We start from the raw sequence: 14,637 nt of genomic DNA on the forward strand, positions 1-14,637 counted from the left end.
GTGATCAGTTCATCAACCGTCGTCAATTCCGTGGTGGAGAAACTACGCGCCGCCCTGGCCCGGGGCCAGTGGCGCTCGGGCGACATGCTGCCGGGCCAGCGGGAGCTGGCCGAACAACTGGGCATCAGCCGGCCAAGCCTGCGCGAAGCGGTCATCGTGCTGGAAACCCTCGGGCTTGTACGCTCGATGCCCGGCAAAGGCGTGGTGGTGCTGGAGGCCAGCGCCGGCGATACCCATGAAAGCAGCGCGGTAGCCGGTGCGAGCCTGGAGGACGTGCTGCAACTGCGCTACACCCTGGAACCCTTCATCGTCGGGCTGGTGGCCCAGTCCATCAACAGCAAGGAAGTCGGACAGTTGCGTCTGACCCTCATGGACATGCGCGAAGCCCTGGAAGCCAATGACAACGATGCCTGCGCCAGCGCCTACATCGCGTTCCACGAGGAACTGTTTGCCCTGACGTCCAACCCGATCTTCCACAGTGTGGTGCAGCAGACCAGCAATGCCCTCAAGCAAAGCGCCAATGTGTTGCGCAACTCCCCCGAACACCTGGCCGAACGGCTGGAAGAGAACGAGGCCGTGGTACGCGCCATTCGGGGCAAGAACAGCGCCCAGGCCAGTGCAGAAATGCGCCGGCATATCCTCAGGGAGGGCCAGCGCATGGGCATCGAACTGAATATTCCGGACGACAACCTCGGTACCTGAGCCACGCCTTGCGGAGACCGTCATGAACAACGCCATGTCCCATCAACAGCAACGCAATGTGCTTGCCGCCCTGCCTTTGCCCGGCGCTGTCGGCAAGCCGTCGGTGGACGATATCTATCCGCGGATCTTCGACGCCATCCTCGAACAACGCATTGCGCCCGCCAGCCGCTTCACCGAGGAAGGCCTCGGGGATGTGTTCGGCGTCAGCCGCAGCATCATTCGTCGGGTACTGGCGCGCCTGTCCCATCAGCAAGTGGTGATCCTGCGTCCCAACCACCGGCCGCAAGTCGCGGCACCGGACCTGGAGCAGACCCGGCAGATCCTGCACGCCCGCCGGCTGACCGAACAGACATTGGTGCACTTGGCCTGCAAGGCTCCGCACCCCAGGGACCTGCAGCATCTGCGCGATCTGGTGGCGCGGGAGCAGCAGTGCCTGGACCGCGGCGAACGCGGCCCGGCGATACGTCTCTCCGGCGAGTTTCACCTGCATCTCGCCTCCATGGCCGGCAACGCGCCGTTGGCGCAGTTTCTCGGCAGCCTGGTGCCCCTGACGTCGCTGGCCCTGGCCCGACACGCGATCAAGTCCCGCCGGCATTGCGCCTGGCAGGAACATCTGGCAATCGTGGACGCGGTGGAAAACCGCAACAGGGAGGAAGCGGTGCGCCTGATGGATGAGCACCTCGACCATCTTGAGCAACGGCTGTTGATGGTCGCAGGCACGGCATCGTCAAGCTAAAGCAGCCTCGAATCCCGCACGGATCTTCTCTTCGGGCAGCTCGTCGGCGATAAACACGATCACGCTTTCCCGGGCCTCATCGGGGGCCCATTCGGTGTCCCAATCGAAGCCATACAACTTGAGCACGCCCTGGAACACCAGTCGCCGGGGTTCGCCGGCGATGTTCAGCACCCCTTTGTAGCGCAGCAACTGTTTGCCGTGGTCTTCCAGCAACTGGTTCATGAACTCGCTGAGCTTGTCGATATCCAGCGGTTTGTCGGTGCGTAGCACAAGGCTGCTGATGCGGTCGCCCGAGGCTGCCTTGGTGACCGGGCGCAGGCTGAACCCCGCGCCCAGGTCTGCATTGAGGTTGAAGCCGCGGATATCGAGCAGTTCAGCCAGGTCGATCTGGCCATGTTCCACGATCCGGATCGGGGCTCGCCGGTTGATGCGGGTCAGCCGCTCGCCAAGGGCCTCGACCTGGGCCGCGTCCACCAGGTCGGTCTTGCTCACCAGAAGGCGATCGGCAAATCCGACCTGGGCCTGGGCGATGGCTTGTGTCAGGTGGAGCTCGGCGTGGGCGGCGTCCACCAAAGTCAGGATGCCGTCGAGAATGTAGCGCTCGCGCAGTTCCTCGTCGATGAAAAAGGTCTGGGCCACCGGGGCCGGATCGGCCAGGCCGGTGCACTCGATCACCAGACGATCGAAGGCGATCTCACCGCTGTCCAGCCGTTCGAGCAGCAGGTACAGAGCCTTGGTCAAGTCGGTATGGATGGTGCAGCACACGCAGCCGTTGGCCAGGGTCATGACCTGCACCGGCTCGTCGCCCAGCAGTTGCGTGTCGATGCCCGCGTCACTGAATTCATTCTCGATCACGGCTATTTTCAGGCCGTGCTCGGCCTTGAGCAGATGGCGCAGCAGCGTGGTCTTGCCGGCACCGAGGAAACCGCTGAGGATCGTCACAGGAATGGGAGCGGACAAACAGAATCTCCTTGATGCGGATTTTTTTGTGGGAGCGAGCTTGCTCGCGATAGCAGTGGTTCAGCCACTATCAATGTCGGCTGATAGTACGCCATCGCGAGCAGGCTCGCTCCCACAGGGAATCGGTGGCGAACGCAAAGCCTGAGGCTACCCAAAAATAACTGTGGGAGCGAGGCTTGCCCGCAATGGCGGTGGGTCAGTCGACATCTCATCAACTGACCCGACGCCTTCGCGGGCAAGCCCGCTCCCACAGGGAATCGGTGGCGGACACAAAACCTGAGGCTACCCAAAAACAATTGTGGGAGCGAGCCTGCTCGCGATAGCGGTGGGTCAGCCACTCTAGATATCGACTGACACCACGCCAATCGCGAGCAGGCTCGCTCCCACAGGGAATCGGTGGCGAACACAGAGCCTGAGGCTACCCAAAAATAACTGTGGGAGCGAGGCTTGCCCGCGATGGCGGTGGGTCAGTCGACATCTCATCAACTGACCCGACGCCATCGCGAGCAGGCTCGCTCCCACAGGGAATCGGTGGCGGACACAGAACCTGAGGCTACCCAAAAATAACTGTGGGAGCGAGGCTTGCCCGCGATGCAGGCGCCTCGGTCTACAGTGATACCGAGGCGATGCTATCGCGGGCAAGCCTTGCTCCCACAGGCTCGTTCCCACAGAGGGTTTACCTCAGGGCTGCGGTCAACAGCACTTCGGCCCACCCTTGCCACCGTAACGGGCCTCCTGGCGTTCGCGGAAGAACGCCTCGTAGTCCATCAGCGGTTTGTCCGGGTGCTTGGTCTGCATGTGCTCGACGTAGTTGTCGTAGTCGGGCATGCCGACCATCAGGCGGGCGGCCTGACCGAGGTATTTACCGAGGCGACTCAAGTCATTGAACATCGTTGCAATCCTCGTTTCAGGCGTCCGGCAGGGCCTGGAAAGGTGCTTCCTTATCCGTGCGCTCTTTCGTGCCCCAGGCGGCAACGCCGACCTTGAGCGCGTAGAACAGGATGCTGAGCACCACGAACAGGAACAGTGCCGTCAGCGTGGCGTTGGTGTAGGCATTGAACACCACGTGCTGCATCTGCTCGATGCTCTTGGCCGGGGCCAGGACCTGGCCGGCCGCCAGGGCATCGTTGTATTTGCGCGCCAGGGCCAGGAAGCCGATCGCAGGATTCGCGTCGAACAGCTTGATCAGACCCGCCGTGGTGGTGCAGATCAGCAGCCAGGCCGCCGGCAGCAGCGTGACCCAGATGTAGCGCTGGCGCTTCATCTTGATCAGCACCACGGTGGCGAGCATCAGGGCGATACCGGCCAGCATCTGGTTGGAGATGCCGAACAGCGGCCACAAGGTGTTGATGCCGCCCAGCGGATCGATCACGCCCTGGTACAGCAGATAACCCCACAGCGCCACGCAACCGGCGGTGGCGATCAGGTTGGCGGTCCAGGAATCGGTGCGCTTGAGCGACGGTACGAACGAACCCAGCAGGTCCTGCAGCATGAACCGCCCGGCACGGGTGCCGGCGTCCACCGCGGTGAGGATGAACAGCGCTTCGAACAGGATCGCGAAGTGGTACCAGAACGCCATGGTGTTCTCACCCGGCAGCACCGAATGCAGGATCTGCGCGATACCGACCGCCAGGGTCGGCGCGCCGCCGGCACGGGCCAGGACGGTGGTTTCACCGATGTCCCGGGCCACCGCCTGCAAGGCATCAGGGGTGATGGCAAAGCCCCAGCCGCTGATGGTCTGGGCCACGGCCACGACGTCACCGCCGACCACCGCCGCCGGGCTGTTCATGGCGAAGTACACGCCCGGCTCGATCACCGACGCGGCGACCATCGCCATGATCGCCACGAAGGACTCCATCAGCATGCCGCCATAGCCGATGTAGCGGGCGTTGGTTTCGTTGTCCAGCAGCTTGGGCGTGGTGCCCGAGGAGATCAGCGCATGGAAGCCCGAGACCGCGCCGCAGGCGATGGTGATGAACAGGAACGGGAACAGCCCGCCCTTCCACACCGGGCCCAGGCCGTTGGTGAACTGGGTCAGCGCCGGCATTTTCAGCTCGGGCATGGTGATCAGGATGCCGATCGCCAGGGCGACGATGGTGCCGATCTTGAGGAAGGTCGACAGGTAGTCCCGCGGGGCCAGGATCAGCCACACCGGCAGCACCGCCGCGACGAAACCGTAGCCGATCAGCATCCAGGTGATCTGGATCCCGGTGAAGCTGAAGGCCTTGGCCCAGACCGGGTCAGCGGCGATCTGCCCACCCAGCCAGATCGAACCCAGCAGCAACAGCACGCCGATGAGCGAAATTTCACCGATGCGGCCCGGGCGGATGTAGCGCATGTAGATGCCCATGAACATCGCGATCGGGATGGTCGCCATCACCGTGAAGATCCCCCACGGGCTCTCGGCCAGGGCCTTGACCACGATCAGCGCCAGCACCGCGAGGATGATGATCATGATCAGGAAGCAGCCGAACAGCGCGATGGTGCCGGGGATGCGGCCCATTTCCTCGCGGACCATGTCGCCCAGGGAGCGACCGTTGCGACGGGTGGACAGGAACAGGATCATGAAGTCCTGCACGGCCCCGGCCAGCACCACGCCGGCAATCAGCCAGAGCGTGCCGGGCAAGTAGCCCATCTGTGCCGCCAGCACCGGCCCGACCAGCGGCCCCGCGCCGGCAATGGCGGCGAAGTGGTGACCGAAGAGGATGTGCTTGTTGGTCGGGACGAAGTCCAGGCCATCGTTGTTGAGCACGGCAGGGGTGGCCCGGCGCGCATCGAGTTGCATCACGTTGTTGGCGATGAAGAGGCTGTAGTAGCGGTAGGCGACCAGGTAGATGGCCACGGCTGCGACGACGATCCAGAGGGCGTTGATCGCCTCGCCTCGGCGCAAGGCCACGACGCCCAGGGCGCATGCTCCTACAACGGCCAGCAGGAGCCAGGGTATATGGCGCAGCAGGCTATTATTGTTGTTCATTTTTTTATTCCAGCCAGAAGTGGACAAAAAAGACAGCCACCGAAGTTTAGCTCTAACGACAGTAAAGGCCATACCCGACATTCATCTGTCGCCGACCGAACGGTGACGAAGACGCGCAGGTTGGGTCTATAGTCAATGAATCTTCACAGAGGACGGGTCATGAGCGAACGCCGCCGCTTCGTACGAATCGAGTTTCATGCCAGGACAGAACTGAGCCAGGGTCCCTTCATCTGGCCAGTGGAATTGCTGGACCTGTCCCTCAAGGGCCTGCTGATCAAAAAGCCCGAGCCCTGGCTCGGCAATCCGGAGGAACCCTTCGTGGCCGATATCCACCTGAGCAATGAGGTGGAGGTGCGGATGGAGGTCCGATTGGCCCACGACGACCACGGCCACTTGGGCTTCGTCTGCGAGCACATCGACCTGGACTCCATCGCCCACCTGCGTCGGTTGGTGGAGTTGAATCTGGCCGATCACGATGAGCTGGAACGGGAATTGGCAGCGTTGATCCAGATCTGACAGGTACGTAGCCCCTCGCCACAAGGATCACAGGCGCAGCACTACTCGAACAACGCATCCAGCGCCTGTTCCAAACGCGTCACGGCAATGATTCGCAAACCTGCCGGCGCTTCCTTCGGCGCATTGCCCTTGGGCACGATCGCGCGCTTGAAGCCATGCTTGGCCGCCTCCTTGAGTCGCTCCTGCCCACTGGGCACCGGTCGAACTTCGCCCGACAGGCCGACTTCACCGAACACCAGCAAATCATGGGGCAACGGCCGATTGCGCAGGCTGGACATGACCGCTGCCATCAACGCCAGGTCGGACGCGGTTTCCAGCACCTTCACGCCGCCCACCACATTGAGGAAAACGTCCTGGTCGTGGGTAGGAATACCACCGTGTCGATGCAGTACGGCCAGCAACATGGCGAGCCGGTTCTGATCCAGCCCCAGGGTGACCCGGCGCGGGTTCGCCAGGTGGCTGTCGTCCACCAGCGCCTGCACCTCCACCAACATCGGTCGCGTCCCTTCCCAGGTCGCCATGACCACGCTGCCCGGTACTTCTTCCTGGGCACGTGTCAGAAAGATCGCCGAAGGATTGGAGACTTCTTTCAAGCCCCTGTCGGTCATGCCGAACACACCCAGCTCATTCACGGCGCCAAAGCGATTCTTCACCGCCCGCAACAAACGCAGGCGACCATCGGACTCGCCCTCGAAATACAGCACGGTATCGACCATGTGCTCCAACACCCGCGGCCCCGCCAACGCGCCTTCCTTGGTGACATGGCCCACCAGGAAAATCGCCGTGCCGCTCTGCTTGGCGTAACGCACCAGCAACGCCGCGCTTTCGCGGACCTGGGACACACCGCCCGGCGCCGATTGCAACTGCTCGGTGAAAATTGTCTGGATCGAGTCGATCACCATCACCTTGGGTTTTTCCAGGCGCGCCGTGGCAATGATGGTCTCGATGCAGGTCTCAGTCATGACCCGCAACTGATCCTGGGGCAGCCCCAGGCGGCGGGCGCGCATGGCGACTTGCTGCTGGGACTCTTCGCCAGTGACGTACAGCGCTGGCATGCGCGTGGCGATGTTGCACAAGGTTTGCAGCAGGATGGTGGATTTACCGATCCCTGGGTCACCGCCGATCAAGACCACCGAGCCGTCCACCAGACCGCCACCCAGCACGCGGTCCAGTTCACCGGACGCGGTGGAAAATCGTGGGATCTCCTCGACGCTGACTTCGGCCAGGGTCTTGATCTGTGCCTGCTGTCCGGCCCACCCGGTGCGTCCGGTGGGCGCCGCGGCACCGCCACTTTCCACCATGGTTTCGGTCAAGGTGTTCCAGGCGCCACACTCACCGCACTGGCCGGCCCATTTGGGAAAGGTCGAGCCGCACTCGGTGCAGCCGTACATGCGCTTTGCCTTGGCCATCTGAACTCCGGGGAAAAACCGCGATGATAGCCCAGGCGAGGGTCAGCGCGGGGCCGGCGTTCTGATTTCACCGCTGGCCAGATTCGCCGCCGTATTGCCCAACGGGTCCGCAGCGTCCATGTCGGCACCCTTGGCCTTCAAGGCATCGAGCAGTTCGACACGTTTGAACAGGCCTGCGTACATGGCGGCGGTCTGCCCGGCGCCGTTACGCTGGTCGGGGCTGCAATCGGTGGATAACAGACGTCGCGCGATCTGCACTTCCCCCTTGAAAATGGCGCCCATCAACGCCGTGTTGCCGCGCTTGTCCTGGACACAGGCATCGGCCCCCGCGGCCAGTAGCCGTTCCACCGCAGGGCCGTGACCGTGATAAGCCGCCAGGATCAGGGCGGTGTAGCCCTTCTCGTCCTGGGTATCGAGTGAATAATGAGCGTCGATAAAAGCATCGAGCATAGACACATCACCCCGACGGGCGGCGTCGAAATAATAGGTTTGCAACTCTTCTTGTACAGCTGCCGGGTCGGTCGGCAGGGGCTGATCGGCCAACGCGGCCAATGACCAGATGGCAAGCAACGAACACAGGAAATAACGCATCACGGGGCCTCCTTTTGACACAAGACTGTGGGAGCAAGCCTTGCTCCCACAGGGCATGTACCTGACCTATGGATCAGTCGGTCAGTTTTGCCGCCAGGGCCTTGACTCGGGCCAGGTCACCCTTGGCGACACGGGCCACGCCGGTGCCGTATTCCGGATCGGATTTGTAGAGGAACGACAGGATGATGTGCTTGCTCTCGTCATCGGTGGTCGCCAGCGACCCACCGAAGCTTTCGATCAGGTCATTGCGTTCCTTCTGGTTGAAGGAGCGGTACAGGTCGCCGGCCTGCTTGAAGTTCTGCTCGCGCTGGATCTTCGCCTGTTGGGTGTTGCCGCTCAGCGCGGTCTGGCTGTAGCGCGCCGATTGCAGCTCCTCACGGGGCATCAGGCGGCTCGGCTGATAATTCACGCCAGTGCTGGTGCTCCCCGGGTTCATCGCGCCGTCCTGGTTACCGGTATTCACCGCCACCTTGGGAGCGTTGATCGGCAATTGCAGGGCATTGGCGCCTATCCGGTACATCTGCGTATCGGCGTAGGAGAACACCCGCCCCTGCAACAGACGATCTTCCGAAGGCTCGATGCCCGGAACCAGATTGGCCGGTGCCATCGCCACCTGCTCGGTTTCCTGGAAGACATTGGCCGGGTTGCGGTTCAAGACCATTTGCCCGACTTTACGCTCAGGCACGCCCGGCCAGATCTTGGTTGCATCCAGCGGGTCGAAATCAAACTTGGACAAGTCCTGCGGCTTCAGTACCTGGACATATAAGTCCCACTTCGGAAAGTCGCCCTTATTGATATGACTGACCAAGTCGTTGGTCAAATGGCTGTAATCCTGTCCTTGAACCTTCACAACTTCTTTCGGATCGAGATTTTTCAGACCCTGCAAACTTTTCCAATGAAACTTGACGTAATGGACTTCACCCTTGGCATTCACCAACTTGTAGGCGTGCACGCCATTACCGTCCATTTGCCGGTAACTGGCCGGAGTGCCGGCGTTGGAATACAGCTCGGTCAGTGTCCGGGTTGCTTCCGGTACATGGGAGAAGAAGTCGAAACGACGTGAGTCGTCGTCCAGGTTGGTCCGTGGATCGGGTTTGAACGCGTGGACCATGTCTGGAAACTTGATGGCGTCGCGAATGAAAAAGGTCGGGAAGTTGTTCCCCACCAGATCCCAGTTACCGTCGGCCGTGTAGAACTTGGTGGCAAAGCCACGGGGGTCGCGCAGGGTTTCCGGCGAATGATTGCCATGCACCACGGCAGAAAAACGCACGAATACGGGGGTGGCCTGCCCTGCCGCAAAGACCTTTGCCTTGGTCAAGTCACTGAGGTCGTTGGACACCGTGAAGGTGCCATGGGCGCCGGTGCCACGAGCATGCACCACGCGCTCGGGGATGCGCTCACGGTCAAAACGCTGGAGTTTCTGGATCAGCTGCACGTCCTGCAGCAAGGTCGGCCCATTGGGGCCTGCCGTTTGCGAGTTCTGGTTGTCGCCGACGGCCGCTCCGTTGTCGCGGGTCAGGGTGGCGGCGTTGACAGAAAAGGACAGCAGGCCGGCGGTCAGCACAAAAAGGGCGCGACGTTGGGGAAAAGTCCCGCCGCCAAGGGAAGTGTTCATAGAATTTCCTCTGATGTTATAGAGCGCATCCATGTGCGCTTGTCAGAGGCTAGTGCTCGAAAAAGCAAAACCTAAATAGAAATGCCATACCGCACTGATAGAAAAAACCTTGTAGGGAGACCGCTTGAAACCGCGTATCACGCGCGATTGATGGCACTTTGTAAACTTTTAGAGGGGAGCCAGGTCGATAGCTCGGAAGCTTTGTAAGTAGACGTGTCGAGCGAGGTGCGTTTGACTGAATTACACTGCCATTCAACTCATTTGTCACAAGGAAGCATTCATGGGCATGTTAAGCGAGTTCAAGGCCTTCGCGGTCAAAGGCAATGTCGTCGACATGGCCGTCGGGATCATCATCGGCGCCGCTTTCGGCAAAATCGTTTCGTCATTTGTAGGCGACGTGGTCATGCCTCCAATTGGCCTGCTGATTGGCGGGGTCGACTTCAGTGACCTGGCCATCACCCTCAAGGCTGCCCAAGGTGACGCACCGGCGGTGGTATTGGCCTACGGCAAGTTCATCCAGAGCACCATCGATTTCATCATCGTCGCGTTCGCCATCTTCATGGGCGTCAAGGCGATCAACCGTCTCAAGCGTGAAGAGGCCGTCGCCCCGAGTGCGCCACCGGTTCCGAGCAAGGAAGAACTGCTGCTGAGCGAGATTCGCGATCTGCTCAAGGCCCAGAACGAAAGGCCCTGAGCGCTATTTGCTGGAGTGGTTCGTCACGCAACGCTGAGGCAGCCCTGATTAGGGCTGCCATGCTGTCCAGCGGGAGCAAGTTCCCTTGCCACAAGATTCCTGCCGGGCGCTACGCCACTCGCCTACCAATAGTTTTCAACCGCCACCTGGCCCGGCCGCCGGGAAAGGCTCAGTTGCAGGCCCCTGGCCTTGAGCAGCTTGCGCGTGTCGTCGATCATCTGCGGATTGCCGCACAACATGACCCGCGAATGCTCCGGCGTCAGTGCGACCCCGGCCGCTCGCTCCAACTCGCCATTTTCAAGCAACGTCGTGATGCGTCCGTTCAGTGCCCCGGGGTGCTGCTCTCGGGTCACGGTCGGAATAAACCGGAACTTATGGGCATGCTCGGCCAGGTAATCGCGTCGGCCCAGCCCATCGATCAGTTCCTGATACGCCAGCTCCTTGGCCTCCCGGACGCTGTACACGAGGATGATCCGCTCGAATCTTTCCCACACCTCGAAATCCTGAAGAATCGAAAGAAACGGCGCCACCCCCGTGCCGGTGGACAGCAGCCATAAATCCCGTCCGTCAACAAAGCGGTCCAGCGTCAGGTAACCAAATGCCTGGCGATCCACCAACAGACTGTCATCCGGTTTCAAGCGGCTGAGTTCACTGGTGAACTCGCCATCCGGAACGACGATGGAAAAAAACTCGAGAAACTCATCGAACGGCGAGGACACCATGGAATAGGCCCTCCAGACGGTATCACCGTTCGCCTTTAGCACCCCCAACCGGGCAAACTGGCCCGCCCGGAAACGAAAGCCACGATCCCGGGTGGTACGCAAGGTAAACAGATGGGAGGTCAATGGCTGCACGTCCAGCAGGCTCTGGCGGGTGAACTTCTCTGCGCTGTCGGTCATGTGCCACTCCAAAGGGACGAGGACCACAGTGTCCCGCAAAGTGAGCGTCTTAACCACCGACAAAGAGTAGTGGCATTTTAATTACAACTGCCCCCCATTACCTGCCTGGAATATCTACCAAAGTTATACAAATATAAAAATCCTGTAACAGGGCCAACTCTACGGTGTATTTCGTAAATACTGACCGTAGTCCGTGATATTAAAAATATCTAACTACCGCGTAGGAAAAGTCCTACACTGTCCTTTCGCACCAGATTGGATCCACGCAGTTGAACGTCAATCCAGGAGAAGACGATGGACAAGTGGAAGGACTTACAGTTAAGGAAGTTATCTTGCGAAAAAGACCTGCAGACAGCCTATCGCCTGGTCCTTAATTTCTTTAATAATCAAGGATTTGAATTTTGCGCATTTGCGTCTTATCTCGGTAGCCCGGATAAACATGCCAGCAAGGTGAATCTGAATAACTACCCTTATGGGTGGGACAGGCTATATGAACAGAATGGTTATGCCTCCTGCGACCCAGTAATAGCACACTGCAATCAATCTCCTCTTCCCATTCTTTGGGATGAGAGCCTCTTTGCCCAGGCACCCAAGTTATGGCTCGAGCTGAATCGACAAGGCCTCAGATATGGTTGGACACAAGCCGTTCATGACGACCATGGAACCTATTACAGCCTGTTCAGCCTCGCTCGGACCCACTCCCCTATCGATATCGAGGAACATTACGGGAATCTCGGCTACGCCATCTTCGCCAGTCAACGACTGCATGCGCTGGCGAGCAAGAAAATGGCCGACACCGCTGCAACCACACAGAAATGCCATTTGTCACCGAGGGAAATCGAAGTCCTGCGATGGTCTGCCGAAGGAAAGACCGCATCGGAGGTCGGCAGGATCTTGTGTCTTTCCGAGCGTACAGTGAACTTCCATGTCTGCAGCTGCATGCGAAAATTGAACGTCAGCAACAAGATTTCAGCCGTGGCCAAGGCGGCTCACATTCACGTGATCTGATACGGACCGGCCTTGTCGACGTTGAAAACCCTCGGGTAATGCGCAGCAAAAAAAAGTACCATCACGGCCCCACTTGAATGATGTCGCCCTCAGCACCCGACGCAGTTCATTCAGGCGGCCCGCTGAAACACCTGCCCCAGGGCAGCGGGACATTCGTCGATTGCCAGAGTCCCCACCATGCCTTTGCTTGCCAGCCCCTTCGCCCAACTCGATCTGATCCGCCAACCCGAACAGCCGAACGAACCGCTGCAAGCTTTCGATGCGGCCGATGAGTACCTGCTCGCCCATCTGGCCGAACAGCAACCGGCTGCAAGTACGCGGGTCCTGGTGCTCAATGACGGCTTCGGCGCACTCGCCGCCAGCCTGGCCGGCCAGGTTGAAATAATCAGTAGCAGCGACTCGTTCCTCGCCTTGCAAGCATTGCAGAAGAACCTGGTCCGTAACGGACGCCCCTTCGATGCGGTGCCGACGCTACCGGCCAGTGAACCGTTGACCGGGCCCTTCGACCACGTCCTGATCAAAGTGCCGAAGACCCTGGCCCTGCTGGAAGAACAACTGATTCGCCTGCAAGGCCAACTGGCCCCCGGTGCCCAAGTGGTGGCGGGCGCGATGATCAAGCACCTGCCCCGGGCGGCTGGCGACCTCTTGGAACGTTACATCGGCCCGGTGCAGGCCTCGCTGGCAGTGAAAAAGGCTCGATTACTGATCGCCACGCCGCACACCATCACGCCAGCAACCCACGTATCGCCCTACCCCACGCGCTACTGGCTGGACGAGCCGAAGATTGAATTGCTCAACCACGCCAATGTGTTCTGCCGCGAAGGACTGGACATCGGCACCCGGGCGTTCCTGCCGCATCTGCCAACAAACCTGGGGACAGCCCAGGTCGCGGACCTGGGGTGCGGCAACGGCGTGCTGGCCATTGCCAGCGCCCTGCGCAACCCCGACGCCCGCTACACGTTGGTGGATGAGTCCTTCATGGCCGTGCAATCGGCCGCCCAGAACTGGCAAGCCGCTTTGGGCGAGCGCGAGGTCACCGTACGGGCCGGCGATGGCCTGGCCGGGCAACAAGCGCAGTCGCTGGACGTGGTGCTGTGCAATCCACCGTTCCATCAACAGCAAGTGGTGGGCGATTTCCTCGCCTGGCGGATGTTCCAGCAGGCCCGTGAAGCGCTGGTGGTCGGTGGCGCGCTGTACATCGTCGGCAACCGGCACCTGGGCTATCACAGCAAACTGGCGCGGCTGTTCCGCAGTGTCGAGCAAGTGGCCGCTACACCGAAGTTCGTGATTCTCAAGGCTCGGAAATAATTTGCCATCGTTGTTTGAGGGCAAGGAACTGGGTCTCAAACGAAATATGCTAGAGTCCAGAGCATATAGGGGGATACAGCGTGAACAAACCAGCTCAACGGAAAACTACGCGGCTCGCAGCGGGCAAGAAAACGTCGATTACCATCCGGGACAAGGACGGTAAGGTGACGGCTTTCCTGTCAAATGCTGATGCCGTGGTTGAGCGGCATGCCACCCAAAGCCTCGCAGGTCGAATACTGGAGCATGGGATACCCAAGGGGCGCTCAGTACGTGCGCTTCACTTGTCGGACGTTGAGCGCGAGCTGGCAGAACTCAAGAGGGTAGTTGCTGCATTGGCCGTCCGCTCTGTTGCGCATGAAGAAAAGGCTCTTGATTTTGACGTCGAGGGGATGACCCGGCTTGATGCCGACACAGCATATCAACTGCTCGACAACCCTCCAGAGCCCACTGAGGCACTTCGCAATCTGCTTACCTTGCGGTAAGGGCTTTCAATGGATTTCATCACCGTCGACTTCGACAGGTCGATTGATCGCTCTGCGTTTGACTGCGAAGTACACCCCGCTTTAAACACATATATCGCCCAACATGCTGGGCAAGACGAGAAGCGCAATATCTCACGCACATTCATGTACGTCGAAGACAGAGTATTGCGAGGCTACTATAGCTTGGCGAATACCTCTGTGGCCCTCAGTGAACTCAACGAAGAGCAAAGAAAGAAGGTGCCTCGGTACCCCATGCCGGCGGTGCTGCTGAGTCGCCTCGCTGTTGACAAGAGTATGAGAAGAAAAGGACTTGGCCAGCGGTTGATGTCTGATTTCTTCCGACGCGTGTACGCGGTTTCCAAGCAATCAGGTGTGGCGTTTATTGTTGTCGACGCCAAAGACCTGAATGCCGCCGATTACTACCAGAACAAGCTTGGTTTCGTACCATCGACAAATAGTCCGCTGCGACTGCTCCTTTCCACCGCAACCCTGATTCAGGCGTTCAAGCAGGGCTGACTTCAGTCCAAACACCCAATCAATAACGCCGCTGCGCACACGACTACCCCCTCAGTGGCTAGTCAGCCCCGCGGCATTCATGAACATCCGCATCAGGCTGGCGACGATGAACAGCGCCAGCACACTGCCCACCCAGATCCCCGCCAGCCAACCGAGACGCTGCCAGAGCGGCTTGCGCTCGGCGGCTTCGATGTCCTTCAAGTCCGGTTTGGCCATTTCAATACCCC

At 60.1% G+C, this 14,637-nt stretch carries 16 protein-coding genes; 8 read left to right on the forward strand and 8 right to left on the reverse strand.

The window, feature by feature from the left end; genetic code table 11:
* Together LOY35_RS24165 and LOY35_RS24170 are read left to right on the forward strand one after the other, a co-directional pair.
* Complete coding sequence (locus LOY35_RS24165) at positions 1 to 702, forward strand: FadR/GntR family transcriptional regulator (protein ID WP_258628030.1); 702 nt, start codon at positions 1 to 3, stop codon at positions 700 to 702.
* 22 nt (positions 703 to 724) lie between these two features.
* Complete coding sequence (locus tag LOY35_RS24170; RefSeq protein WP_258628033.1) at positions 725 to 1,438, forward strand: GntR family transcriptional regulator; 714 nt, start codon at positions 725 to 727, stop codon at positions 1,436 to 1,438.
* On the opposite strand, the gene yjiA is transcribed toward LOY35_RS24170, so the two are convergent.
* The 3 genes from yjiA to LOY35_RS24185 all read right to left on the reverse strand — a co-directional run bounded on the left by yjiA (position 1,430) and on the right by LOY35_RS24185 (position 5,372).
* Positions 1,430 to 2,398: a GTPase gene (gene yjiA / locus LOY35_RS24175; RefSeq protein ID WP_258628040.1), complete on the reverse strand. Its 969-nt coding sequence runs from the start codon at positions 2,396 to 2,398 to the stop codon at positions 1,430 to 1,432. The two genes, LOY35_RS24170 and yjiA, sit on opposite strands and share 9 nt — an antisense overlap.
* A 693-nt stretch (positions 2,399 to 3,091) precedes the next feature.
* Positions 3,092 to 3,289 (reverse strand): YbdD/YjiX family protein, encoded by a 198-nt coding sequence (locus LOY35_RS24180; protein ID WP_003201656.1) that lies wholly within the window; start codon positions 3,287 to 3,289, stop codon positions 3,092 to 3,094.
* A 16-nt stretch (positions 3,290 to 3,305) separates the two neighbouring features.
* A complete protein-coding gene (locus LOY35_RS24185) occupies positions 3,306 to 5,372 on the reverse strand; it encodes a carbon starvation CstA family protein (protein WP_258628042.1) in 2,067 nt (688 codons plus the stop codon).
* Between the two features lie 159 nt (positions 5,373 to 5,531).
* Here LOY35_RS24185 and LOY35_RS24190 point away from each other — a divergent pair, with 159 nt between their 5' ends.
* Positions 5,532 to 5,888: a PilZ domain-containing protein gene (locus LOY35_RS24190; protein WP_258628046.1), complete on the forward strand. Its 357-nt coding sequence runs from the start codon at positions 5,532 to 5,534 to the stop codon at positions 5,886 to 5,888.
* A gap of 41 nt (positions 5,889 to 5,929) precedes the next feature.
* Here the strand turns inward: LOY35_RS24190 and radA are convergent, their stop codons facing one another.
* The 3 genes from radA to katB all read right to left on the reverse strand — a co-directional run bounded on the left by radA (position 5,930) and on the right by katB (position 9,503).
* The gene (gene radA / locus LOY35_RS24195; RefSeq protein ID WP_041023273.1) at positions 5,930 to 7,297 is read right to left on the reverse strand and encodes a DNA repair protein RadA; all 1,368 of its coding nucleotides are present in this window, start codon (positions 7,295 to 7,297) and stop codon (positions 5,930 to 5,932) included.
* A 42-nt stretch (positions 7,298 to 7,339) separates the two neighbouring features.
* Positions 7,340 to 7,888 (reverse strand): ankyrin repeat domain-containing protein, encoded by a 549-nt coding sequence (locus LOY35_RS24200; protein ID WP_258628050.1) that lies wholly within the window; start codon positions 7,886 to 7,888, stop codon positions 7,340 to 7,342.
* Positions 7,889 to 7,961: 73 nt separating this feature from the next.
* Positions 7,962 to 9,503: a catalase KatB gene (katB, locus tag LOY35_RS24205; RefSeq protein WP_258628053.1), complete on the reverse strand. Its 1,542-nt coding sequence runs from the start codon at positions 9,501 to 9,503 to the stop codon at positions 7,962 to 7,964.
* A gap of 280 nt (positions 9,504 to 9,783) precedes the next feature.
* Between katB and mscL the strand changes: the two genes are divergently transcribed.
* Complete coding sequence (gene mscL, locus LOY35_RS24210; RefSeq protein WP_175364205.1) at positions 9,784 to 10,197, forward strand: large-conductance mechanosensitive channel protein MscL; 414 nt, start codon at positions 9,784 to 9,786, stop codon at positions 10,195 to 10,197.
* A 122-nt stretch (positions 10,198 to 10,319) separates the two neighbouring features.
* Here the strand turns inward: mscL and LOY35_RS24215 are convergent, their stop codons facing one another.
* Positions 10,320 to 11,096, reverse strand: a complete 777-nt coding sequence (locus tag LOY35_RS24215; protein WP_258628055.1) for a ferredoxin--NADP reductase — start codon at positions 11,094 to 11,096, stop codon at positions 10,320 to 10,322.
* 294 nt (positions 11,097 to 11,390) lie between these two features.
* On the opposite strand from LOY35_RS24215, the gene LOY35_RS24220 reads away from it, so the two are divergent.
* The 4 genes from LOY35_RS24220 to LOY35_RS24235 all read left to right on the forward strand — a co-directional run bounded on the left by LOY35_RS24220 (position 11,391) and on the right by LOY35_RS24235 (position 14,410).
* On the forward strand, positions 11,391 to 12,104 hold the full coding sequence (locus LOY35_RS24220) for an autoinducer binding domain-containing protein (protein WP_258628057.1): 714 nt from the start codon (positions 11,391 to 11,393) through the stop codon (positions 12,102 to 12,104).
* Positions 12,105 to 12,281: 177 nt separating this feature from the next.
* On the forward strand, positions 12,282 to 13,412 hold the full coding sequence (locus tag LOY35_RS24225) for a class I SAM-dependent methyltransferase (RefSeq protein ID WP_258628059.1): 1,131 nt from the start codon (positions 12,282 to 12,284) through the stop codon (positions 13,410 to 13,412).
* Positions 13,413 to 13,492: 80 nt separating this feature from the next.
* On the forward strand, positions 13,493 to 13,894 hold the full coding sequence (locus tag LOY35_RS24230) for a hypothetical protein (RefSeq protein WP_258628065.1): 402 nt from the start codon (positions 13,493 to 13,495) through the stop codon (positions 13,892 to 13,894).
* Between the two features lie 9 nt (positions 13,895 to 13,903).
* A complete protein-coding gene (locus tag LOY35_RS24235; protein WP_258628066.1) occupies positions 13,904 to 14,410 on the forward strand; it encodes a GNAT family N-acetyltransferase in 507 nt (168 codons plus the stop codon).
* 51 nt (positions 14,411 to 14,461) lie between these two features.
* On the opposite strand, the gene LOY35_RS24240 is transcribed toward LOY35_RS24235, so the two are convergent.
* Positions 14,462 to 14,626, reverse strand: coding sequence for a DUF2474 domain-containing protein (locus LOY35_RS24240; RefSeq protein WP_258628069.1), 165 nt, complete (start codon positions 14,624 to 14,626; stop codon positions 14,462 to 14,464).
* Positions 14,627 to 14,637 lie beyond the last annotated feature (11 nt).

Origin of the sequence: Pseudomonas sp. B21-028 (genome assembly GCF_024749045.1) — a bacterium.
GTDB lineage: Bacteria > Pseudomonadota > Gammaproteobacteria > Pseudomonadales > Pseudomonadaceae > Aquipseudomonas.

Bases quoted from the DNA above. Each gene is read 5' to 3' on its own strand.
- LOY35_RS24190 (WP_258628046.1), top strand. From the start codon at position 5,532: ATGAGCGAACGCCGCCGCTTCGTACGAATCGAGTTTCATGCCAGGACA.
- mscL (WP_175364205.1), top strand. From the start codon at position 9,784: ATGGGCATGTTAAGCGAGTTCAAGGCCTTCGCGGTCAAAGGCAATGTC.
- LOY35_RS24215 (WP_258628055.1), bottom strand. From the start codon at position 11,096: ATGACCGACAGCGCAGAGAAGTTCACCCGCCAGAGCCTGCTGGACGTG.
- LOY35_RS24240 (WP_258628069.1), bottom strand. From the start codon at position 14,626: ATGGCCAAACCGGACTTGAAGGACATCGAAGCCGCCGAGCGCAAGCCG.
- katB (WP_258628053.1), bottom strand. From the start codon at position 9,503: ATGAACACTTCCCTTGGCGGCGGGACTTTTCCCCAACGTCGCGCCCTT.
- LOY35_RS24225 (WP_258628059.1), top strand. From the start codon at position 12,282: ATGCCTTTGCTTGCCAGCCCCTTCGCCCAACTCGATCTGATCCGCCAA.
- LOY35_RS24200 (WP_258628050.1), bottom strand. From the start codon at position 7,888: ATGCGTTATTTCCTGTGTTCGTTGCTTGCCATCTGGTCATTGGCCGCG.
- radA (WP_041023273.1), bottom strand. From the start codon at position 7,297: ATGGCCAAGGCAAAGCGCATGTACGGCTGCACCGAGTGCGGCTCGACC.
- LOY35_RS24220 (WP_258628057.1), top strand. From the start codon at position 11,391: ATGGACAAGTGGAAGGACTTACAGTTAAGGAAGTTATCTTGCGAAAAA.
- LOY35_RS24185 (WP_258628042.1), bottom strand. From the start codon at position 5,372: ATGAACAACAATAATAGCCTGCTGCGCCATATACCCTGGCTCCTGCTG.
- LOY35_RS24170 (WP_258628033.1), top strand. From the start codon at position 725: ATGAACAACGCCATGTCCCATCAACAGCAACGCAATGTGCTTGCCGCC.
- LOY35_RS24180 (WP_003201656.1), bottom strand. From the start codon at position 3,289: ATGTTCAATGACTTGAGTCGCCTCGGTAAATACCTCGGTCAGGCCGCC.
- LOY35_RS24235 (WP_258628066.1), top strand. From the start codon at position 13,904: ATGGATTTCATCACCGTCGACTTCGACAGGTCGATTGATCGCTCTGCG.